We start from the raw sequence: 24,018 nt of genomic DNA on the forward strand, positions 1-24,018 counted from the left end.
GCAAGGGAAAAAAATATCCAGATTCTTTTGAAGTGCGATGGTGCAATCAGAGCTCCAATGAATAGCCATTTGATGGAGCAGGCGCTATCCAACCTGATTGTTAATGCGATAAAATACACTGAAGCCGGCAGCAAGGTCCTGGTCAGAGCCATTGAAGAAAACCCCAGAACCATATTGATTGAAGTAGAAGATTTTGGAATAGGTATCGATGAAAAGCATCTCCCCCGACTGTTTGAACGATTCTATCGAAGTGACAAGGCGAGAAGCCGAAAACTGGGAGGCACGGGGTTAGGGCTTGCCATTGTCAAACACATTGTAATGGCCCATCATGGAAGAGTTGGGGTTCGGAGCACAGTAAAAAAAGGGACAACTTTTATGATCAGGTTACCCCGCCATCGAGTTCTGCCCGAAGATTTTGATGGGTAAAATGTTGAATCAGCTGTTTTATGATGATTGCACTAATTAAATACTTTATGCATCTTCCTTAAAGCGGTAACCAATCCCTCGAACCGCCTCAATCTGCATACCAGCCGGTCCAAGTTTCTTGCGTAGTGAAAATATGTGAACATCAACCGCCCGCGGCGTTACCGAGTAATCAAAGCCTCGAACCGAGTCGATGATCTGTTCCCGGCTGAAAACCCAACCCGGACGCCGTACCAATATTTTAAGGATACTGAACTCTGTCAAGGTTAACGACACCGTCTGACCGTTGACCTTTGTTTCAAACCGGCCTGGATCCATTACGATGGCTCCCCGGACGACAATACTATCTTCACTGATATCTTTTTCTTTGGTTTTTTCTTCTGCGCGACGCCTCAAAGCATTTTTTATCCGAGCGATCAAGATCTTAGGGCTAAACGGTTTTGTTATGTAGTCATCAGCTCCGATTTCCAAACCGGTAATGATATCGACCTCTTCACTCTTGGCGGTGAGCATAACGACAGGAATATTTTTGAGGGAATCTGTTTTTTTTATATGTTTGCATACCTCCAGACCATTCATACCTGGAAGCATAAGATCAAGAATGATCAAGTCCGGTTTTTCAGTGCCTAATTTTTCAAGGGCCTCTTCGCCTGATTCAGCGCAGATCACCTGGTAACCGGCCTTCATCAGATTATAACTGACAAGCTGCTGAATATCCTCTTCATCTTCGACGCTGAGAATAAGTTTTCCTTTCATTTTTATATCCTTTTAAGAGAACAGCAATTGGTCTGGATCGACTACAGCCAGAAAGACCAGGCTCTAGTCGATTATTTTGGTGCTTCCGAGATTTCAAAGGTTTATCACGATCGCACTGTAAAAGTGGTTTGTTAGGATATGGTTAATGTTGCGTTAAAGGGTTGTTAAAATTTGAAACGAGTAAACTTATTTAAATTTTAACAAGACAAAAACTTCATCTTAATTTTGGGTTGGTAACTTGATTAAAAATTGTTGAGGGCTCTTCAGTTAATTCAAACAAGAGGACTGCTATGGAAGAGATGATTTTGCCAAAAGTTGACAAACTCGCAAAAAGTCAAAAAAGGTTCAGCGCCACTCAATTAAATCAACTAGTTACAGAGCGAGCCGGGGATGTCGAGCGGCTTTTTGCGAGACTATCAAAAGTTGGAGCGGTTTACAAATTGCGGGGTGAGGTTCGTCAGGTCATAGCAATTCATGAGAGACCCCAAGGTTATCCGGATGTGATTTTCAAGGTGCCTGAAAAAAACAGGAATTTGGGTCAGTGGCTGCCTATCTGGGAGGAATGGGTACGAAATGCCGAAGTCATAACTAACGGGACCACCAGTTCCCGAAAATGATGCGCACTCTGCTCTGTTTGTTTCTGCTGTTTAGCATCTCGTTCCTCCCGGGCTGGAGAACTGTGACCTGGGCGAAAGAACGCTATTCTTACATCGAAAAAACCGGCGAGAAAGAAATCTGGTTTGACTGGCAGCTTACCCAGGCGCAGAATCAAATAGTTATTAACTCTTCCCAGGAGGATGAAATTTTTTATACTCAATGTACACCAACAGGGGAGACACGGGAATGGATTGACAAGAAAGATAACGATAATAGCCTCAAAGTAAAACGAGAGGGCAACACCCTTGTCATAGAAAGCACGATAGATTCTCATACGATTAACAAAAGAGAAGAGTTAGATGACAGCCCTTGGTATCAGGCACTTTCTTTTTCACTCCGCCCGCTCCTCACTTCAAAAAATGAAACCGAGACCTTCTGGTTTGTCCGGTCCGACAACCTTGACGTCATCAAATTAAATGCCACCCGCATGGAGTCCTCTTCTCCAGCAGGGTGCAGCAGCTCTGCCCGCCGCATTGAAATTCGTCCTGTTGGACTTTGGGCAAATTTTTGGCACAGCTCTTATTGGTTCCAGGAAAAAAATTCAGTGCTCTGTCGCTATGAGGGGAGGCATGGGCTGCCCGGCACCCCAAAAACAATCATAACTCTCCAGCAATAACAGGCTGGTATTTGTTGAAATCACCATTCACCAGGAAGTTCCACAGAGATATGCAAGTCATATCAGGGAGACCATCAAGATGAATAACGAAATGATTATAAGGCCAGCACAGGATAGTGACTTTTTGGGTCTCTTTATCCTATACGTCCCAAAGGAAAGATATGCCCTAAAGCATGGAAAAACTCTGAGTGTAGCCGAAATAACCGGTTTACTGAATAGTTCGCTCACAAAACCTGGCTATGATTTTTATGTCGTTGAATATCAACTTGAAATTATCGCAGCCTTTGGCATTTGCAAACAGGAAACCGAATGTATTCATGGGACTGAGCCGGTCATAAGTGATTTCAAAATAGCTGGTGAAGCTCAAGGTTATGTGGTCATCGAAGAACTGATCGAACATGCAATCCTGCAAGGGTGTATTGCCGGGCATGATCATTTCACCTTTTCAACCCATTCCAACACGCTGTTGGAAAAATCTATGTATATATAGGCGCGCCTGTCCAGGCAAAGAATATAAAAAATAGTTCCAATCCTGGCCGACTTAATCTCCAGAAACCTTCAATCCCTTAAATCTTAACCAAAATTTAATCTTAGCTTAACAATCATCCTGTAAAAAGGTTACTGGTCATTCTGAAATTGTTCTGTTTTTTAACATGACAGACAGAGGCGTTGTATCGCTTTCAATACAATTATAGAGGGGAAGGTCATCATGGGGTCCAGAGAAATTAAATTCGAAAGAACGGTTAGTGCCGCTGATGTAACAAGTTTTTTTAGAGCCATAGCCAACTCTATTGAAGGGGTCAGCCCTGAGCTTGAGGATTATGGAATTGATCTTAACACCGCCAAAAAAATTGCAATCGAAATAAAAAAGGGTGGTGATCAATTTACCCTCAAAATAAAAGCCAAATACCCAGACCTGCTTGATGCTCCAGGCGTTCAAACCGGGACAACCGTTGGCAGTGGCAGGCCTCCCTACAAGTACCTGAAAAAACGGATGAAAGGCGCTTTTAAATCGATAGGAAACAGTCTTCTGGCCGGAGAGATCCCCAACGACACGACTGTCGGCCAATTTCTTGATGATTCGGAGGTCATGGTGACTTACCCTGGTCGTGGCGATGAGTTCTACGAACGATATACCGCCGCCTGCCGCGAATTCAGCTCCGCATTTGAAAGCGGCAAACTCGAAGAATTGAGTGACAAATTTACACTCCTCACAAAATTAAAAGAAGAGTGTCACGGCCAATATAAATAGCGGCTGGACAATCACGAGAAGAGAATAAAATGGAGCTCATTAAAGGCAAAATAGGCAGGCCCTTATTCAATTCGGGTAACATGCCAAGTGGCGATGTGATACACGAGGAAGATGAACAGCGATTTCTTAAAATCACCTCTACTGCTCTTTCCCAGGAACAGCAAAACCAGATTACCGACCCGCCCGATACCCATCCTCGTCAGACTGAGGTGCTTGCCGTCCATTGGCATCCTGAGTCCGTACCCATGGCGCTTATCGACCAGAGGCTTAAGCATCTTTATCCCAATTGCACAAATGAACTCATCATTCCGACTCAGCACAACATGCTGACCAGTCGGCAGGGATATACGGGCGTTGAAGTAGACTGCTATTCCAGGGGATTCCAGCGCAAAGTGCAACTCTTGCTGCATTTTGCTGATGAAAAAAGATCAAAGGCCGGAGTTCTGGAAAATGCTCTCAATCATACCTTTAAGTATAGATCCTCACAGCTTTTTGATTATATCCGAACCATTGTCAAACCAGTGCTGCCTCACATCGAGTCTGCCGCCCAGGAAACCGGCGCCGAAGAGGAGCTGATTTTTTTTGTGCGTGAGCATGTCCGCAAAATCGAAACACTCATTGACAAATATTACACCTCTCTCGCCCCGGCAATGATTAAAAACAAGCTGATAAGGAATTATTTCGACTGCATGCGCCCAGAATATGGCGACAAGTTCATCAATCACCTCCAGTTTTATATCAAGGCAGTTAAGGAAAAAGTTAAAGCAAAATTCCCCCTCGAATATTTTTACCGAACCTCAGAAATTATCGAGGAGGCCCGGGCCATTGGTGCCGGTATCGTGATTCCCCATCCGGAACAGTTCTGGCCCATCCTCCTGGCGGAATACGATGTTGACGGTTACGAGGTCTGGAACCCCCAATCACTTGAATACACCAAGTTTCTTCTTCAGGTAGTTATCGACAAGAATCGCCGGGCCGGATTCTCGCAGCGCCAAATTCTTATATTCATGGGCGATGACACCCATATGGATGAAAAAACCCGCCCGGGTGAAGAACAGGACCAGGTCAAAAGCCTGAGAGAGATTGGCAACCAGCCTTTATGGCAGGATCCGGGGATTCAGAAAAAACTGATTGTTGCCGGGATAAGCAGAGCTCAGGTCATTGATGATTACCGGGCACGGTTGGACGGCTAGCTACGCCTTTCCAGAGGAATAAATTCGGAAGGCAAAATACAATAATAAACTCAAGAGGAAGACAAGATGGCAGAGAATAAATTTGATTTCGAGTCGCTGCAGGACTGTGAGAGTATCAAAGGGTACCTGGAAGCCCTTGTGAAGGGTATTGATAATAAAAGGATCATCTTTTCTACAGAGCAAGAAGAGATCGTACTCAATCCCAACGGCCTGATGAAGCTGACGATTAAAGCGAAAAAAAAGGAAACAAAGAATCGCATCAGTATTAAATTAGCCTGGACAGAAGAGCGCAAAAAACTCTCGGCCCAGAATATGGCTATTTCCAGTATCTAATATATGCAATCTATCAACATCCTTGCTGAGAATTTCCAATTCCTTGTTCTGGAAATAACCGGCCAAGTTGACAACATTCAGCTATTTCTGGCCAATCAGAATTCCAAGATTCTCGAAAAGATCGAATCCCGGGATGACTACATTGACAATCTGAAATCGATCATTGAAAATGAATCATTCGCTCAGATACACAGTCAACAGGGACAAAAAAGAAAGACCGAAGCCCACGTCGTTCGCGCCAAATATACCATTTGTGTAAACTTGGAGCGTATCGGTGACTATTGCGTTAATATCGGTCGCCAGGTTGGCCACATCAAGGATTTAGCGGTTCTGCAGCAGTTTAATTTCAAGGAGTATTTTGCTGAAATCCGCAAATGCTTTCCCATGATCCTGCCTGTTATTGAATCTCACGATCTTACCGACGCTTTGACAATCTGTCATGCTGAACTCAATCTTGATCGCAAATACAAAAGTGATTTTGATTTAATCAGAAACAGACTTCGGGCCGGTGAGGCTGTTGACGACCAAATTACCATTCTCTTTATAATCCGCTACCTGGAGCGAATCGGCGACGCCCTTTTGAATATCGGTGAAGCCTTGCTGTTTGTGATAATCGGCGAAAAAGTCAAAATTTCTCAATACCTTACGCTGCAAAAAACCCTCGAGAAATCAGGGGTTTCAGGGTCGGTTTCCAAAATTTACTACGATGCTTTCTGGGGGACCAGGTCCGGCTGCCAGATAAGCAAAGTCGGGGTGCCTGACCCGGAGAGTGCCGAAAAAGTCAAAAACTCCATTTATAAAGGTGGCGATCCAGACAAAATCAATGCGGAAAAATCAAGCCTTGAACACTGGGACAGGCTGTTCCCCGGGTTGGCGCCAAAGATCATCAGTTATCATCAAGAAGGCGATAAGGCGGCACTTCTGGTGGAGTATCTTTCCGGATTCACCCTTGAGGAGGCCTTGCTGAATTGTGACGACGACCTGCTGGGGGGAATTCTTACAGGCGTCGACTGCCTGCTGATTGATATATGGTCAAAAACTAAAATTGATCGGCCAATCCAGACAAACTATATCGATCAGCTTGTTTCACGGCTGGAGGACATTCGGGAGGTACATCCAAACCTATTCCAGGCCGGGCAAAAAATAGGGGGAAAAGAGATTCTCTCGACGATGGAAATGATCTCCCGGGCCGGCAGAATAGAAAAGCAGATAGTTGCTCCATTTTCTGTCTATCTGCATGGTGACTGTAACGCCAACAACCTGGTTTACAATCCACTGACAAACAAGCTTCACTTCATCGATGTGCATCGTTCTCGACAGGGCGATTATCTGCAGGATCTTTCAGTGCTGATGGTTTCCTTCTTTCGGCTGCCAATATTTGAAGAGTCGCTGCGGTTGAAAAACAACTGGGTTATCAGCCTTATCTATCAGCTTGGCCAATTCATGGCAAGCCAATATGATGACAAACTGTTCGATGTGCGCTTGTCCCTCGCCTTGAGCAGATCATTTTTTACTTCAACACGCTTTGAGTTGCGGGACGAATTTGCTCAAGTTATGTTCTGCCGCGGCCGCTACCTGCTTGAAAAATTGATTGCTCATGACGGACGCCCATTGGAGGAGTTTCATCTTAATGAAGATGTTCTCTACTACTCATAAACTGTATTGCTGCTGTCTTAATAATTTAAAAATAATTTATTTGACTATCGATATATGGTGAGAATATGAAGCTTGGAGTTGTTGGAACTACCGGCGGGTGGTCCTCTGAAATGTTGGCCGACACAATTGCGGCTAAAACCGGATTCCGTCTGTTGATTGACATGGAAAAAACCACACTGGATCTGGATACTGGTGAAGTCTGGTTTAATGATATCGAATTGTCAACGCTTGATGGTCTGCTAATAAAAAAGATCGGAGCACGATATTCGCCTGATCTTTTGGATCGCTTGGAGGTTTTGCGCTTCCTCCATGAAAAGGGGCTGGCAATATTTTCGGCGCCCGACAAAATCTTGCGGGTTTTAGATCGTTTAAGTTGCACGGTAACCTTGCGTAGCGCCGGCATCCCCATGCCGCCGACAACCATTACCGAAGATACGGATTGTGCTCTCACTGCTGTCAGGAAATACGGTAAAGCTGTCTTTAAGCCTCTCTATTCTTCTAAGGCAAGGGGCATGGAGGTCATCAGTGACGTCCCGGATGCGGCCTCACAGATTGCAGCCTTTAAAGAGAAAAATACCTTCATGTATATTCAGAAAAAAATTGATTTGGGCGGCCGTGATTTAGGAGTTGTTTTTCTGGGCGGGAAATACCTTACCACCTATGCCCGCTGCAATACAGGAACATCCTGGAATACGACAACAACCTCCGGGGGTAAATATGAGGCCTACACTCCCCACCCATCTTTAATTCAATTGGCAGCAAAGGCGCAAAGCCTCTTCGGTCTTGACTTTACCTGTGTCGATGTGGTCGAGACGGCGAACGGACCGGTGGTTTTTGAAGTCTCGGCCTTTGGCGGATTTCGCGGCATCACCACAACCAGCGATTTTGATCCGGCTTCTCTTTTGGTGGATTATGTAATGGAAACAATAGATCATGTCTGAAATAATTACTGAGCGCCTGCAACTTACATCCGAAATACGTCACACGTTTCCGGCATCGCACCAGCTTTATCTTGCTTTCGGCGGCTGCACTATCAATGTGGGGCTTAACAGCGAAGAGCTTAACCGTGTTTTGCGGCAATACTTTAAGCCGTTTATCGCTGGCCCGACCGATCCTCAAATAGTTATCACCGTCCACGAGGCCGGCCGTCAGCTCAATTACTCCTATTCAGTCAAGCAGCCAGACCCTGGAAAGGCCAAGATCAAAGAGGAGTTCTGTGACATTGACGGCGGCCGTATCGTCCATAAGCGTCTCACGGGTATGCAGTTTATTTTCGGCCAGGGTGATAATCTGGCCGTGGGCCCCTGTCTGAAAAACCCCAATCAGGTAATCAACTTTATTAACAACCGATTTATTGAGTGGAAGCTGCAGCAGGGCGCAATTCTCGGTCATGCCGCCGGTGTGCAGCATAAAGGTCGCGGCCTGGCGCTGGCAGGTTTTTCCGGCATGGGGAAATCAACCCTGGCCTTGCACCTTATGAGCAAAGGGACTTCCTTTGTCAGCAATGACCGGCTCCTCGTCAATAAATCAGGTGCTGACCTGCTGATGGCCGGAGTTGCTAAACTCCCCAGGGTTAACCCAGGTACAGTTCTCAATAACCCGGATCTTACGGTCACAATCCCTGAAGAGGAGAGACGGCAGTTTGCTGAGCTGCCGCTAGATCAACTCTGGATGCTGGAACATAAATACGATGTTGATATTGATGCCTGTTTCGGCAAGAACCGTTTTATTATCGAATCACCGATGCACGGGCTTCTTATCCTGAACTGGAACAGGGAGAGCACCGACGATTTTTCGTTCCGAACGGTTTCCTTGGATGAGCGCCCCGATTTACTCTCCGCCTTTATGAAGTCCACCGGTCTCTTTTATCTGCCTTACCAAAAGGACACAGCTCTCGATGCAAGTCAGGATGAGTACCTTGAGCACCTCAGGAGAATAACCGTTTTCGAAGCCAGCGGACCTGTAAATTTTGACCTGGCGGCCTTAAAGTGCCTGCAATTTTTAGAGAGCGGAAAAATAATCTGAGTGCCCGATAACAAAGGCATATCGCTTTCCTGGGAAGTGATGCCGACTATTTACCTGTGAGTGTTATGAGCCTTCGAGTCACCATACAGCGTGAAGTAACAATACCTAACCCGGTAAAGCTTGCCCGCTTTGCCAGCTCACCGGAACTGGGCCCAAGAATACTTTTTTTCAGCGGCGGTTCGGCCTTACGAAAACTCAGCCGCCACATTATCCGCTACACACACAACTCAATTCACCTCATCACCGCATTTGATTCCGGAGGCAGTTCGGCTGTCCTGCGCAAGGCTTTTAATATGCTGGCAATAGGCGACCTGCGCGCCCGGTTAATGGATCTGGCGGATCAAACCCTGCACGGTAACCCTGAAATTTATCAGCTCTTTACCCATCGTTTACCAATGGAAGAGGACAACGCCACTCTCTGTCACGAGCTTGACAGAATGGTTAACGGGAGTCATCCCCTGGTCAAACATGTGCCCGACCCCTTGCGGAAGATAATTAGAAATCACCTGTACTCGTTTCAAAAACGCATGCCGGACAGTTTTGAACTGCAAGGCGCCAGTATCGGCAATCTTATTCTCACTGGCGGCTACCTGGAGAACCGGCGCCATCCAGACCCGGTCATATTTATTTTTTCAAAATTGGTGGAGGCTAGAGGGGTCGTTCGTCCAATAGTCAACAAGCATATGCATCTTGCTGCCAGATTAAAAAACGGGACGATCGTTGTCGGCCAACACAAATTGACCGGCAAGAAATTTCAACCAGTTACAGACCAGATTGTCTCCCTTTATCTCGTTGATGACCCTAAAACTGCGCAGCCCGTTGCCGTAGACATTCGGATAAAAATTAAGGAGCTTATTTGTTCAGCTGAGCTTATTTGCTATCCCATGGGAAGCTTTTTTACAAGTATCATCGCCAACCTGTTGCCAACCGGCGTTTGTGAACAAATTATTCAAAACAAGACTCCCAAGGTGTATGTACCCAACACTGGTGTTGACCCTGAGTGTTACGGGTATGATCTTGCGGGGCAGGTCAGGTTTTTACTCAACCAGCTTATGGATGGGAATCCAGATAGTACTCCCGGTGATGTCTTGAATTTTGTTATTGTCGACAGTAAAAATGGTCAATATGCAGGCGGCCTTGATCTGGAGGCTGTCAGGGCGTTGGGCGTAACCGTGATTGACACCCCGTTAATAAGTGATCAAAGCACTCCATATATAGACGAACATCTGCTGTTGCCCGTTTTGCTGTCGCTGGTTTAGTCGGCAATGAAACGTTTTCAGCGATTTTAATCAGAAAAGTGAAGACAATGAAAACTAACAAAGTAACTCGCAAACAGATTGGTACTGTCGGTGATACCATCGCCTATCTTGAAGAGTTGATCAACTGTTTCAAGGCCAATAAAATTGTAGTGGAGCATGGCGACAATCATGTTGTTCTTACTATGCCTGAGCAAGTAGTTTTTGAAATAGGCGCAAAATGTAAAAAAGGCAAGTCGCGCTTTTCCTTAAAACTCTTCTGGCAGGAAATTCCTAAAAATATTGAGCCCTTTAAGATATCATGCCAGGAGCCACCAGAGAGAACGCCGTTGCTGGTTGACACCAAAGAGATGAATTAATCAAAGATGCACATGAAAAAAACAAAGCGCTCTATCCGGACTTTGTAAAGGAGCACGCAATGGCAGTACTTGCTTTCTATCACATGAAAGGCGGAGTCGGTAAAACGACGACAGCTGTTAACGTCGCGGCTGTTGCCGCCCAAAGAGGAGAGAAAACACTTCTGTGGGATCTTGATCCCCAAGGTGCAGCGGGCTATCTCTTAAACGTTTCCCCGCACTCAGAGATTAAACTGAAAAAACTGTTAAAGGGCAAATTAAAGGATATTGCTAAACACATTCAGTCAACAGACTCGGAATTTCTTGATCTTTTGCCCGCTGATTTAGCTATGCGCCACATGGACATTGCCCTGAGCGACTCAAAAAAATCAGCTGAAAAACTTGCTAAGGTCGTTCGTGAGCTCAGTGAGCACTACCAGCACATCATTTTTGACTGTCCGCCAAGCATCTCTTCCTTAATTGATACTATTGTCGATATAGTGGACGCAGTTATTATGCCGTTAATCCCCGCACCATTGTCATTATTGACCCTGGACCATTTCCGCAGCCATCTGGCTAACGGCAAGCAGGCAGCGCTCCAGATTATTCCTTTTTATTCGATGGTTGATTTGCGCAAGACAATTCACCAAAATATAGTTGAAGAGGGGAAGACCTTTGCCTGCCGAACCTTTATTCCCTACCGGGCTAGTGTCGAAAAAATGACTCTTACACGCCTGCCGCTGCCTTTTTCTGAGCCTCATTCCCGCATGACCGAAATTTACATAGCTCTCTGGGAAGAGATTCAGGCGCGCTTGGCCACAAGGATGTTACTATGACTCAAATGACATGGACAACACGCATTCGATTGAACAGGCCATCAATGTCGTTTTTATTATCAAGGCCTTTGACCGGATTGTCGACCACTCGGTCAATATAGCTGAACAGCTTGTATTTTTAATTGAAGGTGAAGACGTCCGCCACTCGTACAACAAATAACCAATACGAACAAAAATGTAAGTTTGTCTGCTGCTATTATTCCATTTTTTTTATTCAATATCCCACCATTTTAATCTTCAGTTAGAGTAAAAAATTTCATTAAATCAGTTAGCTATTTGCCACTCACAGGCGATAATGAACTGTTTTTATTGCGAATAATTATTTTATATGAAGCAACGTAAGGTGTTGACATTGTTTTCAATGTACGTATAATGTACAAAAAGTGTACTGATTAATTATTTATTGCGGTGATGAAATGGGTATATTTAAGAGCGAAAAAGAGACAAAACGTGTGATTTTTAATGTGGACATAGACCTGGTCACTCGCCTTGACAGGGCAAAGGAGTGTGCCAGGCTTATGGGTAAGAAGCTTGACGTTGAAACTGCCATCGACAATGAACTGGAAAAATTTCTAAAAAAAGCAGAGAAGAAATTCATTGAACTCGGTGTGGATCTCGCGGCAGTCAAAATGGGAGAGCAAACAGAAGATAATGAACCGCTAAAAGAGCCGTCAATCAAAACACCTGCTGAAAAGCAGATCGACAAGACAGCCGTTAAAAACAAAAACCAAACCGGCATCTAGCCAAAACCAAGGGACAGAAATGGAAGACAACATTGTCCAAACTTTAGACAAGGAGAAAAAACATGGAAACAAACAAAATTGCTCAAACCCAGCAGTTGGAATTGAAAGAAGTTATTAAGTACCTTGAAGACCTCACCAAAAGTTTCCAAGAAGGAAACGTTGTGGTCCAGAAAGAAGAAGCATTTGTCGTTTTAAGTCTGCCCGAATCTGTTACGGTGAAGGTTGAGGCAAAAAGCAAAAAAGACAAGGCAAAATTCGCCCTGGAACTTTCCTGGAGGGTCTCAGAAGAGTGTGCTGCGGGTCAAATAAAAATAGGCTCGAAGGTTCCAGGGCCCAAAAAAGAAGAAAAAGTACCTGAGAAGCAGAAAGAGAAAACCGAAGAAACCAAAGTGAAAGAGAAGACAGAATCTGGGAAAAGCGACCCCGCTACCTCTGCAGGAGCAAAGGCAGTAGCTGCTACCGACTCCAAAGTCGGCGACAAAGACAAGGCGGTTTCAGCGGCTGCTGTCCCAGCTAAAAAAAAGTGATTTCACGCTAGCCAAAAATTGATCTTTTTATATATCTCCCGAGCCCGCCATCCATGGTCAGGCTCGGGAGACTATTCTTCCATGTTTTTATCAACCTTGCTTGTTCACCCTTCCAGCAGTATCGATGTGGTTCATACCCTCCGCTTTTGTGCAATTCTTAAACAAATATTAATTGTTACTTAATACTAGACCTGTACATTCTTTCTTTCACAGTTAGTTGAGCGCAATAGCTTGCAACCATAAAAGATAAATATATTGAGGTGATTTTATGAAGAAAAAATTGGCGCAACTTTGCCTGTTCTTGGTAGCCAGTATGCTAACGGCACCACTTTCTGGGTTTGCCGACACGCAAGTGGATTCCGAGGTCCTGCTGACCATGAAACCATCGGGCCGCATCATAGATACCGCGATGTCAAACGACGGTAAATTATTTTTTGTCCTGAACGATTCAGGGAAAATTGAAATTTTCGAGGCTGGAATGCCGAAGGGTGTCTTAAATGTTTCGTCGGGGGTTCACAGCATTCAAAGTAACGCCAATGGTGACCTCCTGTTTCTGTCTGATCCAGAGGCCGGCACTATCGAGATTGCAGCTGTTCAGTATATTGTGGACATCGACACAGCAGACTCTCCATTTAAAGGTGCCCCAAACGCACCAGTTGAAGTGGCACTTTTCAGCGATTTCCAATGACTGTATTGTGCAAAGGTTAATCCCTTACTTGAGCAGGTGCTCAAGAAATATCCCACCGAAGTCAAACTGGTATATAAAAGTTTTCCACTTAAAAATCATGAGTTCGCCCGCCCTGCGGCCCAAGCCGCCTTTGCTGCGGGAAAGCAAAATAAATTCTGGCAAATGCACGATGCTCTTCTGGAAAACTACGATTCACTGAATGAAGAAAAGATACAAAGCCTGGCGGAGTCCATCGGCTTAGATCTCGCTCGTTTCGAAAAGGACAGAGCCGATGAGGAGATTTCCAACCATATACTGGCCGATATCAGAAATGGTGAGACAGCTGGAGTCAATGGAACCCCGACCATTTTTGTCAACGGCAGACAGCTCAAGAGCCTGAGCATGATGGGATTTCAGAAAGCTATTGAGAAAGAACTCGCTACAAAAAATAAACCCTGAGAACTGCCGCAATAAGTTCCCGGACAGGTGTAAACTGGCTCATCGTAGAATTTTAGATTAAGGCCTAAAACCATTTTTTTCTGACAAAAACGGCGATACCAAGACCAGACAGGGAGATTGACAGGAGCATGACGATCAGAAAGGCGTGGGGCGAACTCTGCCAAGGCAGTTTGATGTTCATTCCGTAGATGCTGGCAATCAGCGTAGGAAGCATCAGGATGATGGTGATCAGGGTCAATAGCTTCATCACCACGTTGAGGTTATTGGCGATAACCGAGGCAAAGGCGTTCATCATGCCGCTCAAGATGTTGCTGTAGATTTTGGCCAGATCCTGGGCTTGACGGAACTCGATTTTGACATCATCAACCAGGTCCAACTCGTCCTCGGTGAGTTCACGGCCGTGGATTCTGCGAAAGCGATCCCAGAGTGGCTCGTTAGCCCGCAGCGATGTGGTGAAAAAGACCAGGCATTTTTCCAGGTGAAGCATACGAATCAGCATCTCATTCTTCATGGAACCGCAAATGGCCTCTTCCGCCGCGTCCGCCTCTTCCTTGATCTTGCGGATCGAAACGAGATACTGGCGCGCAATCATCATGAACATGGCACAGAGAAAGGCGACCCGTTCTCCGGGTGGCGGCAGGCGTTGGCGGCGCCCGGTTGTCAGCAGATCACGCCACAACAGCGACTCCTCAGAACAGACGGAAACAATATGAGTAGGAGTCAGAATAAAGGCCAGGGCAATGGTGACATAGGGGGTGTCTGAGGAGGCGCTGTGGTGCGGTATACGCACGATCAACAACCGGCAGCCTTCGTCGACCTCGATACGGGGCCGCTCATCACGGTCCAAGGCTGCCACCAGGAAGTCCTCCGGGATATTGAGTTTATTGCCAAGGAATTCAATTTCCTCCGAGGTCGGGGCCAGAGCACGCACGATCTCACAGGTGTCAAAATCGGGGACTTCGACGATCAGTCCGTTCTGGTGTTTGTTAAAGGTCAACATGGCAAATTACCCAAGTACGTAAAGTTGAATCGTTAGAAAGACCGACTCATAGAGAGGTTGTAAAAGGTTCGGTCATAATCAGTGGTTGCGACATTGGATTGATTGCCGGTCCAGGTTACATTGTACCCCAGGGTCCAGTTTGCAAAGGCTGGCAGGTTTTCGGAAAACGTGTAGTTCAAGCCCAGACTCAACTGGTCCTGGTTTTCATCCCTGGGGGAAGGAAATCCGGGCTCCAACCCGTCGTACTTAGTTTTTCTGTTGAGGTAGGAGACCGAAGCTGAGAATTCTCTACTGATATTCAGTGCGCCTGCCACAGAGAAGCTTGTCCCGGTGTTGGAAAAACGTGAGAGATCGGCTTCTTCGTCAAAATATTCAAAAATGCCCTGGATTGCGTATCGATTATTTGGACCTAAGTATCTCAAATGCAGTCTGGGTGCGGTATAATCGCTGTCCCGGCCTGCTTCAGTTGACTGTTCGTACATACGTTTTGACAGGGTCACATCGCCGGTCACTTCAAGTACCTCTCCAAAATACAAGGTATAAGCCGGAATCATGGTATAATAGTTGCCCAGTCTGATGTCGCCGTAATAGAGAATATCGGCCTGAAGATCAAGGTTTGCTCTCCACTTTCCAGGGACAACCAGGGCAGGAGATGTTCGAACGGAAATAACCTCCAGGTCATAATCACCGTCATAGACATCCTCATTGAAATAATGGCGATTGTAGTAATTGAGGCCGCTCAAGACTAAAAAAATTGGTTTTTTTGAAGATGAACGGACGTATTGACCCCCTCGAAACGTATGGCTCACTCCGGCGGAAAGCTCAACGCCGCTGTCTGACTGGGGCAGCTGATTGGGGTTAAGCTCACCTATGCCGGGGATGACAGCCGAACTGGGGCCAATATTTATATTGTTGTCATAAACATATGAAAAAGATAGGGGGAACCGCCAGTCGCTCGTCTTGGTTTGATTCACCTTATCAGCCTCCAACTGTGCGACAAAAGCCAGCACTGAGGCTTTGACCTTTGGAGGGGTTCCAGGATCTTTCAGGACAATTTCCGCCTGTTCCAGGGCCTTGGCATACTCAAAAATATTGGCATACGTCAGGGCCAGCTCAAGCCGTGCCCGATTGATAGTGGGATCGATATTTAATATTTCGATAAACGCTTCAACGGCAAAGTCGTTATCTCCGCCTTCCCGAGCCGACATGCCTCCTGCAAAGAGGCTTTCCACCTGCTCCTTATCAGTGGAAAGCTGTTCTGCTGCTTCGCTTGCCGGTGGAGCAAGGAAAGAGAAAAATAGAGCAATTACTATCCACAAAGCCAAAGGCCATTGCCAGACCATTACCTTATCGGTGGTATAAATGATTTTCATGCCGGACCAGTGATCATCCTGCCACAACAGATTCATTTTTTTTCTTTGGGGCTACGGCGACGCAGGATATTAGCCCGGTAAACAGGAGGGCAAGCCCGCCAGGCAGGGGTACAGGCTGAAGATTACCCGATAAATTGTCTACGCTGATTTCTGTTCTGGCGCCAGCCTCCAAAAAACCATAGGAACCTGGAGTGAACTGATAGCTCAAGGTTAAGGTCCCGTTTTTAGATTCAGAAGAGTCAGTGGTGATGATAAGTTCCTCCGACTGCCACTGAGCACCATCGAGACCTGAGTTGTAGTGGAGAACTCCCGCCGCCAGGGCTCTTGCATAGGCATCACCAGTTGCGGATGTTGCTACCTGTACTGACAGGTCATAGTCGAAGGATATTGTCACAAGTCCGCCGGAATTGATCCAAAACATCCCCCATCTTCGTGCCTCTGCTGCTGCGGAATAGGCGCTATCATCATCAGACATGGCCGCTGCACTGGCGAGAAGCCGACTGGCATCAGCCAGAGCGCTGGCGCTTTGATCTGCGGCGCCTGAAACCGGGACAACAGCCGATGATGAACCATAACCCAATGTCTCCTGAAAGGAATGGTTATCCGCACCTGACAGAGTTGCCCAGGTATCTTGCCAACTATAATTAAAAGCCGCCTCTGAACTGCTGCCCTGGGTTGCAATATCATTAGTGTACCAAGTAATATCGGCTCCAGGTGACTGAACTTGCAGAGAACTCCAATTAATGGCGGCACTGCTTGAGGCATAGGTTGCTGCCGCTGAAACAATGGAGGCGCTGGCAAGATATGTTGCTGTTCCGAGACCAAGTAATAAGAATGTAATTTTTGCTTTCATGTTTTTCCTCCAGGCATGGGCCCGATATGTTTTGTCATCTGGTAAAGTTGAACTGGGTTTTGGGCGGTGGGGCTATTGGCTGTGGAGCTACTGAACCGGCAGGCTGAAATGTCGGTGACGGTTCTGCCTTTGGCACAGTCAAAGGCGTTGGAGTGTGGGTTGCGGAAAGCGCCACCTGGGGCTGAGGCGGCGGCCTAAAATAGCTCCTCGCAGGTACCGGGCCGGCAGCCGGCAACGGCACCTGCTCCCATTTTCCCCAGGAATACGGGGAATCAGCATCTTTGGCAAGAGCATTAATGACAGAAATGTGCAGTGGAACAGCAGCTATAACAAAAGCACAAAGAACCCTTGTAATAACTCTAAGTACGATGGGTTGAAAATTTGCTCTGGCTGTAATGTACTGTGAATAATTTCGATCTATAGAAATAATCCGCGAGTCTACCATAATAGCACCTTTATTTGCGATGAGTCCCTTTAAAAGCCTTGTGCTCTCTATGAATAATTTTTTGTCTCTACCTATTTAGTAAAGTCTCGTCTCTACCCCAATTGCAGGCGCAAAACAAGCAAGTTAACCAAAAATTAATGGAGTTAACCAACATTTAATCCATTCTTAATGTGGCTTAATAAAAACCAAAACAATGATTGTTTCTGTCTTAATCAAAAAAAAACTAAGCGCTAACCAAAACTTCATTATTAAGGGGTAAATACCCAACCTTCGTGACAATCAAAAAGGAGTGGGTATGAAAATTCGAAAAGCAGTTTTTCCTGTTGCAGGTCTCGGCACACGATTTTTGCCAGCGACTAAGGCTATGCCAAAAGAGATGCTGCCGGTAGTCGACAAACCAATAATTCAATACGCTGTGGAAGAAGCCTTTGCTTCCGGCATAGAAGAAATCATCTTTGTTACCGGGAAGGGAAAAGGCGCTCTTGAGGATCACTTTGATAGATCCCTGGTTCTGGAAGAAACCCTGCGTCGGCGCGGCAAAACCGACCTGCTTCAACAGATCAAAGATCTGGTGCCAAAATCTGGAACCATTACCTATACCCGTCAAGATCAGCCGCTCGGTTTGGGGCATGCTATCTGGTGTGCCAGAAATATCATCGGCGATGAACCTTTTGCGGTGCTTCTGGCTGATGACCTTATCCAAGCTGAAGTCCCGGTTCTTGCCCAGATGATCCAGCAGTTTGATCGGCTGCGTGCCTCTATTGTGGCCGTGATTGAGGTCGACAAAAATGAAACATCCCGTTACGGCATCCTTGATACAGGTGAAGAATTAAACGGTGTGGTGCGTATTAACGGTCTTGTTGAAAAGCCAGAGCCGGAGGAAGCGCCTTCCAATCTGGCGATTATCGGGCGCTACATCCTTACCCCGAAAATCTTTGAATTTCTTGAACGTAAGCAGGTCGGTGCGGGAAATGAGATTCAGCTGACCGACGCCATGGCCATGGTTCTGCAGCATCAGCCGATCTTCGGTTATCGCTTCGAAGGAAACAGATTTGATTGCGGTGACAAGGCCGGATTTCAAATGGCCAATCTGGCCTTTGCCATGGACTGGCCCGATCTACAGGCGAAACTCCTTCCTTTTATGCGGCAGGCGGTCGCCGGCCAACCGCTCGTCTAAACGTTTTGTATCATACATAACATGAAGGAAGGACAATGAAACAGATACTTGTTACCGGAGGCGCTGGATATATCGGCAGCCACACCTGTCTTGAACTGCTTAACGCCGGCTATGAGGTAGTGGTCATCGATAATCTGTCGAACAGCAAGAGGGAGTCTCTTCGACGGGTTGAAGAACTCACCGGGAAAACGATAAAACTCTACCGTGTCGATCTCCTGGATGAACACGAAGTCAATATCATTTTTATGCAAAATGAATTCGACGCGGTACTCCATTTTGCCGGTCTCAAGGCTGTGGGTGAATCGGTGTCCATGCCCATGCGCTACTACTCCAACAATCTCACCGGAACCATGATTCTCTGCAAGATGATGGCTGCCTATGGGGTAAAAAACCTTGTCTTCAGCTCTTCAGCCACCGTCTACGGAGAACCGGTAAGTCTGCCGATCACCGAAGAGTTTCCGCTGACCGCCACTAACCCCTATGGGAACACGAAACTCTTTATCGAATATATTCTGCAAGACCTCCACCGGGCAGACGCCTCCTGGAATATTGCTTTACTCCGCTATTTTAATCCGGTTGGCGCCCATGTCAGCGGACGTATTGGTGAGGACCCCAACGGTATCCCCAACAACTTGATGCCGTTTGTAGCTCAGGTGGCAGCGGGGAAAAGGCAAAAATTGTCGGTGTTCGGTGACGACTATCCGACGCCTGACGGTACTGGGGTGCGTGACTATATCCATGTAGTTGATTTAGCACTGGGCCACATTAAGCCCATTGAAAAACTGGTCGAAAACCCTGGGGTGGTTATTTACAACCTGGGGACTGGGCGAGGCTATAGTGTGCTGGAAATGGTGAAATCCTTTGAAAAGGCATCAGGCCGCAAATTCCCATATGAAATTGTTGCCCGGCGTCCCGGCGACATTGCTGCTTGTTACGCTGACCCCGGCAAGGCCAAACGCGAAATTGGCTGGGAGGCGAGCCGAGGCCTTGAAGATATGTGCGCCGATGCCTGGCGCTGGCAGGCACAAAACCCGAATGGTTATGAGTGATTGAATTTTGAAAATCTACCTCAGTCAACTATGTGTCGCACTTGGCATTATTTTTTTTCTTCTATTTAGCCAAAAGAGCAGTTGTGGTGAAATCCCAGAAGAACTCATTCACAAAACAGTTTACGGTCCGGTGGTCGACGGTATTAACCTTAAGGTACCAACCGAACTAGGAAATCAGCAGTTGGCCGCCTCCGGTCTGGTTGATATAACCGCTGCACCATTTTTTGCAGACCCGACTGGGGCCAAAGATTCAACAGAGTCGATTCAGGCGGCGATTAAATTTGCCCGGGATCACCAAATGGTATGCTTTTTCCCTTCAGGTACTTACATGATCAGTGACACAATTGAGTGTATTCAAAACTACTATAAACGCTCGAACAGCAAAATTTATAACGCACGAAATTTTCCATGCCTGTTGATAGGCTCTCGTCAAGGCAAAAGACCCGTAATTTATCTTAAACCGAAGTCAAGAGGCTTTGAAAACGCTTCCCGCCCCAAGTACGTTGTGCACTATTGGGCTCGTAGCATGAAAAATCACAATGAACCGGCCCCGCCAGTTTCGATGAATCAAATGTTTATTAATATTGATATAACCATAGGCAAAAACAACCCTGGTGCCATCGCTATCCGACATCGCGGCGCCCAGGGTTCGGGCATTCAGGAGTCGGTAATTCGTGTAGGCGACGGACTTACCGGAATAGAGGGAGGATGCGGTTCGGGAGGCAGCCATGCCGATATTACAGTGATTGGTGGCAATATCGGACTTGACCTTCGCGAAACACAACCAGCTCCAACCATCTCTGGTCTCACCCTTACCGGGCAGAGAGAAACGGCAATCCTTTATCAAGGCCGTCAGACATTATCGGCCGTGGGAGTCGTAATTGATTTTGCTGGAAAAGGGATGCCGATTGTCAGCAAGTCGGCAAGCTGGTCACCTGTTCATGGCCAGGTTTGCTTGATCGACAGCCGCATAAGTCTGAACCAGCGTGGGCCTGCCATCTCGTCAGAAAGCAGCCTCTACCTAAAAAATGTGTATATAAAAAACGCCTCCAAGATAATTGCCGGAGTACGGGAACCTCTCCTTGATGTAAAGCCTGGTGGGTGGGTGCATCTCAAGGAGTACACTAACGTGGCCCAACCAAGGAAATGACATGGCTGGCAATATACCATGAGCATCCTTGAGGGGGGAGAAAAACGGCTAGAGGACTTCAGGAATATCGCCTTTGCAACACCCCCAGATGACCTTCAAAGCCGGCACCTGTGGAGTGACAATTTCCCAAGTTGGGAAAGTCCTGAGGCGGTCGATGTCACTAAATCGCCCTATAATGCAAAAGGGGATGGTTACACCGACGATACTGAAGCTATCCAAAAGGCCATAGAGCAAAACAGCATTATTTTTCTGCCTAAAGGGTACTACAATATTTCCGCCCCACTGACTCTTAAACCAAAGACAAAGCTTATCGGTCTTGCCAGACATCTATCTATAATTACCTCAAGAGCGGGAGTCCGGTCGAAAGGAGGCTCAATAAATCTGGATGCCCCGCTTATCAAGAGTGCCCAATCCGCCGACAGTGATACCTTGATTGCCAACCTTGGGTTGCACACCCCCTATCATATCCCAGACACTTACGGGCTTGATTGGCAATCTTACGGTATTATCCGTGATGTTAACTTTGATACACTTCCACCTTTAGGCGGTTTTGGCAAAGCAAATGATGGAATGAAGCACAGAAGAACGCATCCGCTGCTACTTATATCTGGAAATGGAAGCGGGAAAATTTACAATTTTTTTCAGGATGACGGTTACCCATTGGCATTTGGCAAATCATATAGCCATCTTGCCGTTCAAGACACAAAAGGCCCCATCGCTTTTTACCAGTGCAATCTTGAAAGGTCTCAAGGTGAAAGCAATATTATTATTGATCGAAGTCAACACGTCTCTTTTTTTGGGCTTAAGGGAGAGGGAAACAAGCCTGTCATGGTGGTTAGAAATTCTTCAGATATCAATGTGTTCGGGTATGGCGGAAATGGCGCCGCGTCTGAAGGCAATTACCTCTTTATAGTTAAAGACTCCCCTGACAGCACCTTTGTAAACCTAGTGGACTCGCCCAGACTTTCAGGAGAAGGATCCGCAAAACACCAGGAAGGCTATGGAGTAGATCCGAACAAGTGGCAAATGATTCAGATCAAGGACGGTGATGCTTTATTTTCTTCCCCGTATCTTGAACGACCCCTCATCATCAAAACCTCTGCTCAAGTAAAACAAAGCCAATGATCACCCTCAAACGGATTAACAATTTACGTTTCCGCATGTCAAGGCAACTGCATATTCAGGCCTGTGACATCCATAGAAACTGGCTTTGGCATACCGGCGGCAAGGAGTATTACACCCGGCATTATCAGGACATTCTCGAGGCACACAAGTGGGTTTTTATTGTCGGATGCAACAATTCCGGAACCACCTTGCTGCAAAAAGCATTGGAAAAGTGCGGCCAAATTTCAGTCATGAAGTTCGAAGGCCAGCGACATACAAACACGCTACCACGGGCTTACAAGTACGGTTTTGACAGGGTCTGGTCCGAGTATGCAGAGGATTTACACATGCCCATCAATAACTCGGCGGCAATTCTCCCGCGCCTGGTCCATGACTGGATCAGTGCGCTGCCAAAACCCGTAAACCAAGTCATCGTCGAAAAAACTCCTGCAAATCTGGTGCGCATGGATTTTCTCAACAAGCACTTTCCCCACGCCTACTTTATAGGTCTTGTACGCAACGGTTATGCAGTCGCTGAAGGAATAAAGCGCAGGTCTGGACATTCCCTGGAGCGAGCCGCCAAACATTGGAAGCGTGTCGGAGAACTTCTAACCAGAAACAGCCAGGAAGTAGCAAACTATCTGGAGGTACGTTACGAGGATTTAGCCGAAAATCCTACGGCTAATATCGCCAAATTGGCCGAGTTTATAGGCCTCGAAACTGGCGCACCGTCGGATGTCAAGGCTGAAGCTTTTGCTCTGCCAACGGAGCGCGGCTGCATCAAACAATCCATCCAAAACTTGAACAGTGAAAGCATCAGCAGGCTGACTGTCGCTGAAAAAAAGAGTATCTATAAACATGCCGGAGCGATGCTGGATTTATATGACTACAGCACCAACCCTGCCTTGCAGAAAAAGCAGTCGCCGCTATGACCCCAAAAAAACGTTGGCTCTATATTAAGAATGGGGATGTTGTCGAACAACTTAACCTCCTTGGCGACTGTCCCCAGACAGTCCCGGAAGGCGGCACAGAGGCTTTTATTGGCGACTTACTGCGCTATGCCTGCGGCCAGGATATCTTGCTGTTATCCTGCTCAGACCGGAACGTACAGATAAGGAAAGGTAATGTAACGGCTAAAGTTCTTCGTACTGAATTGAAAAACGGAAAATTTCGTTTTGTGAAATTTTTTTTGCTCGTCTTTCAATTTATGAATGGCCTCATAAAAGCCATTACATTTCGTCCTCATTTTATTATCTGCGGCAGGTCCGGCTCCATGCTATGGCTCACACATCTTGTTGCAGGCATACTCAATGTTCCCTGGATACACTCACGCCACAACCGGGTTTCCAATCCTGGGGCTCAGGTTCACACCAGACTGACCGAGAAAATCGACGGCTACTGTATCCGCCGTGCCAATGCCACTATTTGCCATGGTCCTTATCTCAAGCAACAGCTGCTCGATATCGGCGTACAGCGACATAGAATTTATGAGTTTGACATTGGATTTAGTGATTTAATCAGTCAGATAAATTCGTTAAATAATAGTGAAATCCAAGTGGCATTGCCCCCGGTCTATGCACTTTATGTAGGTCGAATGGAGGACTATAAAGGTATTTTTGACATTCTAACCGCCTGCCGGGAAAGGCTCCACCGAGGCAGTGACTTCGGACTGGTCTATGCCGGTGACGGTGGCGGTCTGCTACGATTGCAGGAAGAAATTGCTGAAAATGGCCTTGCCGGAAAGGTCTCCATTCTAGGTAAGGTCCCGCGGAATCAACTTCTGCCTGTCATAAAAACCGCCAAAGTTCTGATCGTGGCATCTAAATCAACGTTTCCCGAAGGTCGCTGCATGGCGGCCATGGAGGGGCTGGCCCTTGGGATTCCAGTGGTTGCCCCCAACTTTGGCCCATTCCCTTACTTAATAAAGAGCGGCAAAAATGGTTTATTATTTGAACCAGACTCAGCTGAAGACTTAAAAGCCAAGCTTGACCTGCTTTTGGACAAAGAATCCATTTATCAGGAGATTTCGCAAGGAGTAGAAGCTATGCGTTCAAACCTAATCCATCCAGCACGAACCTTTTCACAAGCCATTCACCAGGCCTTTAAAACAACATGCATCCCCCAGTGAACCCC

29 protein-coding genes are annotated in these 24,018 nt (G+C 46.6%); 24 read left to right on the forward strand and 5 right to left on the reverse strand.

Features of this window, described 5'->3' with window-relative positions; translation table 11 throughout:
- On the forward strand, positions 1-426 hold a 426-nt coding region (locus HQK80_06795), incomplete at its 5' end, for a PAS domain-containing sensor histidine kinase (protein ID MBF0221921.1).
- Between the two features lie 45 nt (positions 427-471).
- Here HQK80_06795 and HQK80_06800 read toward each other — a convergent pair.
- Positions 472-1,179, reverse strand: coding sequence for a response regulator transcription factor (locus tag HQK80_06800; protein ID MBF0221922.1), 708 nt, complete (start codon positions 1,177-1,179; stop codon positions 472-474).
- A gap of 290 nt (positions 1,180-1,469) precedes the next feature.
- Here HQK80_06800 and HQK80_06805 point away from each other — a divergent pair, with 290 nt between their 5' ends.
- From HQK80_06805 to HQK80_06885, 17 genes are all read left to right on the forward strand, one after another.
- Positions 1,470-1,796, forward strand: a complete 327-nt coding sequence (locus HQK80_06805; GenBank protein MBF0221923.1) for a hypothetical protein — start codon at positions 1,470-1,472, stop codon at positions 1,794-1,796.
- 62 nt (positions 1,797-1,858) lie between these two features.
- A complete protein-coding gene (locus HQK80_06810) occupies positions 1,859-2,452 on the forward strand; it encodes a hypothetical protein (GenBank protein MBF0221924.1) in 594 nt (197 codons plus the stop codon).
- Between the two features lie 79 nt (positions 2,453-2,531).
- Positions 2,532-2,942: a hypothetical protein gene (locus HQK80_06815; GenBank protein ID MBF0221925.1), complete on the forward strand. Its 411-nt coding sequence runs from the start codon at positions 2,532-2,534 to the stop codon at positions 2,940-2,942.
- Positions 2,943-3,161: 219 nt separating this feature from the next.
- A complete protein-coding gene (locus HQK80_06820) occupies positions 3,162-3,704 on the forward strand; it encodes a GAK system XXXCH domain-containing protein (protein MBF0221926.1) in 543 nt (180 codons plus the stop codon).
- An 80-nt stretch (positions 3,705-3,784) separates the two neighbouring features.
- Positions 3,785-4,897 carry a hypothetical protein gene (locus HQK80_06825; protein ID MBF0221927.1) on the forward strand — a complete coding sequence of 371 codons (1,113 nt, stop codon included), beginning with the start codon at positions 3,785-3,787 and terminating at the stop codon, positions 4,895-4,897.
- 66 nt (positions 4,898-4,963) lie between these two features.
- Positions 4,964-5,230, forward strand: a complete 267-nt coding sequence (locus HQK80_06830) for an amphi-Trp domain-containing protein (GenBank protein ID MBF0221928.1) — start codon at positions 4,964-4,966, stop codon at positions 5,228-5,230.
- A gap of 3 nt (positions 5,231-5,233) precedes the next feature.
- Positions 5,234-6,886: a phosphate uptake regulator PhoU gene (locus tag HQK80_06835; protein ID MBF0221929.1), complete on the forward strand. Its 1,653-nt coding sequence runs from the start codon at positions 5,234-5,236 to the stop codon at positions 6,884-6,886.
- A gap of 65 nt (positions 6,887-6,951) precedes the next feature.
- Positions 6,952-7,827: a GAK system ATP-grasp enzyme gene (locus HQK80_06840; protein ID MBF0221930.1), complete on the forward strand. Its 876-nt coding sequence runs from the start codon at positions 6,952-6,954 to the stop codon at positions 7,825-7,827.
- Positions 7,820-8,911 (forward strand): HprK-related kinase B, encoded by a 1,092-nt coding sequence (locus HQK80_06845; GenBank protein MBF0221931.1) that lies wholly within the window; start codon positions 7,820-7,822, stop codon positions 8,909-8,911. The genes HQK80_06840 and HQK80_06845 overlap by 8 nt, the downstream gene beginning before the upstream one ends.
- A 65-nt stretch (positions 8,912-8,976) precedes the next feature.
- Positions 8,977-10,170: a GAK system CofD-like protein gene (locus HQK80_06850; GenBank protein ID MBF0221932.1), complete on the forward strand. Its 1,194-nt coding sequence runs from the start codon at positions 8,977-8,979 to the stop codon at positions 10,168-10,170.
- A 47-nt stretch (positions 10,171-10,217) separates the two neighbouring features.
- Positions 10,218-10,526 carry an amphi-Trp domain-containing protein gene (locus HQK80_06855; protein MBF0221933.1) on the forward strand — a complete coding sequence of 103 codons (309 nt, stop codon included), beginning with the start codon at positions 10,218-10,220 and terminating at the stop codon, positions 10,524-10,526.
- Between the two features lie 59 nt (positions 10,527-10,585).
- The gene (locus HQK80_06860) at positions 10,586-11,338 is read left to right on the forward strand and encodes an AAA family ATPase (protein MBF0221934.1); all 753 of its coding nucleotides are present in this window, start codon (positions 10,586-10,588) and stop codon (positions 11,336-11,338) included.
- Between the two features lie 10 nt (positions 11,339-11,348).
- On the forward strand, positions 11,349-11,498 hold the full coding sequence (locus tag HQK80_06865; GenBank protein ID MBF0221935.1) for a hypothetical protein: 150 nt from the start codon (positions 11,349-11,351) through the stop codon (positions 11,496-11,498).
- Positions 11,499-11,754: 256 nt separating this feature from the next.
- A complete protein-coding gene (locus HQK80_06870; GenBank protein MBF0221936.1) occupies positions 11,755-12,081 on the forward strand; it encodes a hypothetical protein in 327 nt (108 codons plus the stop codon).
- A 62-nt stretch (positions 12,082-12,143) separates the two neighbouring features.
- Entirely contained in the window at positions 12,144-12,608 is a 465-nt protein-coding gene (locus tag HQK80_06875) for an amphi-Trp domain-containing protein (protein MBF0221937.1), read from the forward strand.
- Positions 12,609-12,876: 268 nt separating this feature from the next.
- Positions 12,877-13,296 carry a hypothetical protein gene (locus HQK80_06880; protein ID MBF0221938.1) on the forward strand — a complete coding sequence of 140 codons (420 nt, stop codon included), beginning with the start codon at positions 12,877-12,879 and terminating at the stop codon, positions 13,294-13,296.
- Positions 13,297-13,332: 36 nt separating this feature from the next.
- Positions 13,333-13,734 carry a thioredoxin domain-containing protein gene (locus tag HQK80_06885; protein MBF0221939.1) on the forward strand — a complete coding sequence of 134 codons (402 nt, stop codon included), beginning with the start codon at positions 13,333-13,335 and terminating at the stop codon, positions 13,732-13,734.
- Positions 13,735-13,798: 64 nt separating this feature from the next.
- On the opposite strand, the gene HQK80_06890 is transcribed toward HQK80_06885, so the two are convergent.
- The 4 genes from HQK80_06890 to HQK80_06905 are packed head-to-tail and all read right to left on the reverse strand — an operon-like array spanning position 13,799 to position 17,405.
- On the reverse strand, positions 13,799-14,734 hold the full coding sequence (locus HQK80_06890; GenBank protein ID MBF0221940.1) for a magnesium transporter CorA family protein: 936 nt from the start codon (positions 14,732-14,734) through the stop codon (positions 13,799-13,801).
- A 32-nt stretch (positions 14,735-14,766) separates the two neighbouring features.
- A complete protein-coding gene (locus HQK80_06895) occupies positions 14,767-16,107 on the reverse strand; it encodes a DUF560 domain-containing protein (GenBank protein MBF0221941.1) in 1,341 nt (446 codons plus the stop codon).
- 13 nt (positions 16,108-16,120) lie between these two features.
- Positions 16,121-16,960 (reverse strand): hypothetical protein, encoded by an 840-nt coding sequence (locus tag HQK80_06900; GenBank protein MBF0221942.1) that lies wholly within the window; start codon positions 16,958-16,960, stop codon positions 16,121-16,123.
- A gap of 34 nt (positions 16,961-16,994) precedes the next feature.
- Entirely contained in the window at positions 16,995-17,405 is a 411-nt protein-coding gene (locus HQK80_06905; GenBank protein MBF0221943.1) for a hypothetical protein, read from the reverse strand.
- 295 nt (positions 17,406-17,700) lie between these two features.
- On the opposite strand from HQK80_06905, the gene galU reads away from it, so the two are divergent.
- The 6 genes from galU to HQK80_06935 are packed head-to-tail and all read left to right on the forward strand — an operon-like array spanning position 17,701 to position 24,013.
- Complete coding sequence (gene galU, locus HQK80_06910) at positions 17,701-18,582, forward strand: UTP--glucose-1-phosphate uridylyltransferase GalU (GenBank protein MBF0221944.1); 882 nt, start codon at positions 17,701-17,703, stop codon at positions 18,580-18,582.
- A gap of 35 nt (positions 18,583-18,617) precedes the next feature.
- The gene (galE, locus tag HQK80_06915; protein ID MBF0221945.1) at positions 18,618-19,631 is read left to right on the forward strand and encodes a UDP-glucose 4-epimerase GalE; all 1,014 of its coding nucleotides are present in this window, start codon (positions 18,618-18,620) and stop codon (positions 19,629-19,631) included.
- A 7-nt stretch (positions 19,632-19,638) separates the two neighbouring features.
- Entirely contained in the window at positions 19,639-20,781 is a 1,143-nt protein-coding gene (locus tag HQK80_06920) for a hypothetical protein (GenBank protein ID MBF0221946.1), read from the forward strand.
- Between the two features lie 18 nt (positions 20,782-20,799).
- Positions 20,800-21,906 (forward strand): hypothetical protein, encoded by a 1,107-nt coding sequence (locus HQK80_06925; protein ID MBF0221947.1) that lies wholly within the window; start codon positions 20,800-20,802, stop codon positions 21,904-21,906.
- Positions 21,903-22,817, forward strand: coding sequence for a sulfotransferase (locus HQK80_06930; GenBank protein ID MBF0221948.1), 915 nt, complete (start codon positions 21,903-21,905; stop codon positions 22,815-22,817). Before HQK80_06925 ends, HQK80_06930 begins: the two co-directional genes overlap by 4 nt.
- Positions 22,814-24,013 carry a glycosyltransferase family 4 protein gene (locus tag HQK80_06935; protein ID MBF0221949.1) on the forward strand — a complete coding sequence of 400 codons (1,200 nt, stop codon included), beginning with the start codon at positions 22,814-22,816 and terminating at the stop codon, positions 24,011-24,013. Before HQK80_06930 ends, HQK80_06935 begins: the two co-directional genes overlap by 4 nt.
- The last annotated feature ends 5 nt before the right edge of the window (positions 24,014-24,018 follow it).

Source organism: Desulfobulbaceae bacterium (assembly GCA_015231515.1).
Lineage (GTDB): Bacteria > Desulfobacterota > Desulfobulbia > Desulfobulbales > VMSU01 > JADGBM01.

Coding starts and splice junctions, on each gene's coding strand:
- HQK80_06905 (MBF0221943.1), bottom strand. CDS start 17,405: ATGGTAGACTCGCGGATTATTTCTATAGATCGAAATTATTCACAGTAC.
- HQK80_06890 (MBF0221940.1), bottom strand. CDS start 14,734: ATGTTGACCTTTAACAAACACCAGAACGGACTGATCGTCGAAGTCCCC.
- HQK80_06850 (MBF0221932.1), top strand. CDS start 8,977: ATGAGCCTTCGAGTCACCATACAGCGTGAAGTAACAATACCTAACCCG.
- HQK80_06845 (MBF0221931.1), top strand. CDS start 7,820: ATGTCTGAAATAATTACTGAGCGCCTGCAACTTACATCCGAAATACGT.
- galU (MBF0221944.1), top strand. CDS start 17,701: ATGAAAATTCGAAAAGCAGTTTTTCCTGTTGCAGGTCTCGGCACACGA.
- HQK80_06865 (MBF0221935.1), top strand. CDS start 11,349: ATGGACAACACGCATTCGATTGAACAGGCCATCAATGTCGTTTTTATT.
- HQK80_06880 (MBF0221938.1), top strand. CDS start 12,877: ATGAAGAAAAAATTGGCGCAACTTTGCCTGTTCTTGGTAGCCAGTATG.
- HQK80_06820 (MBF0221926.1), top strand. CDS start 3,162: ATGGGGTCCAGAGAAATTAAATTCGAAAGAACGGTTAGTGCCGCTGAT.
- HQK80_06805 (MBF0221923.1), top strand. CDS start 1,470: ATGGAAGAGATGATTTTGCCAAAAGTTGACAAACTCGCAAAAAGTCAA.
- HQK80_06830 (MBF0221928.1), top strand. CDS start 4,964: ATGGCAGAGAATAAATTTGATTTCGAGTCGCTGCAGGACTGTGAGAGT.
- HQK80_06800 (MBF0221922.1), bottom strand. CDS start 1,179: ATGAAAGGAAAACTTATTCTCAGCGTCGAAGATGAAGAGGATATTCAG.
- HQK80_06925 (MBF0221947.1), top strand. CDS start 20,800: ATGAGCATCCTTGAGGGGGGAGAAAAACGGCTAGAGGACTTCAGGAAT.
- HQK80_06875 (MBF0221937.1), top strand. CDS start 12,144: ATGGAAACAAACAAAATTGCTCAAACCCAGCAGTTGGAATTGAAAGAA.
- HQK80_06860 (MBF0221934.1), top strand. CDS start 10,586: ATGGCAGTACTTGCTTTCTATCACATGAAAGGCGGAGTCGGTAAAACG.
- HQK80_06815 (MBF0221925.1), top strand. CDS start 2,532: ATGAATAACGAAATGATTATAAGGCCAGCACAGGATAGTGACTTTTTG.
- HQK80_06870 (MBF0221936.1), top strand. CDS start 11,755: ATGGGTATATTTAAGAGCGAAAAAGAGACAAAACGTGTGATTTTTAAT.
- HQK80_06835 (MBF0221929.1), top strand. CDS start 5,234: ATGCAATCTATCAACATCCTTGCTGAGAATTTCCAATTCCTTGTTCTG.
- galE (MBF0221945.1), top strand. CDS start 18,618: ATGAAACAGATACTTGTTACCGGAGGCGCTGGATATATCGGCAGCCAC.
- HQK80_06855 (MBF0221933.1), top strand. CDS start 10,218: ATGAAAACTAACAAAGTAACTCGCAAACAGATTGGTACTGTCGGTGAT.
- HQK80_06895 (MBF0221941.1), bottom strand. CDS start 16,107: ATGAAAATCATTTATACCACCGATAAGGTAATGGTCTGGCAATGGCCT.
- HQK80_06900 (MBF0221942.1), bottom strand. CDS start 16,960: ATGAAAGCAAAAATTACATTCTTATTACTTGGTCTCGGAACAGCAACA.
- HQK80_06825 (MBF0221927.1), top strand. CDS start 3,785: ATGCCAAGTGGCGATGTGATACACGAGGAAGATGAACAGCGATTTCTT.
- HQK80_06930 (MBF0221948.1), top strand. CDS start 21,903: ATGATCACCCTCAAACGGATTAACAATTTACGTTTCCGCATGTCAAGG.
- HQK80_06840 (MBF0221930.1), top strand. CDS start 6,952: ATGAAGCTTGGAGTTGTTGGAACTACCGGCGGGTGGTCCTCTGAAATG.
- HQK80_06935 (MBF0221949.1), top strand. CDS start 22,814: ATGACCCCAAAAAAACGTTGGCTCTATATTAAGAATGGGGATGTTGTC.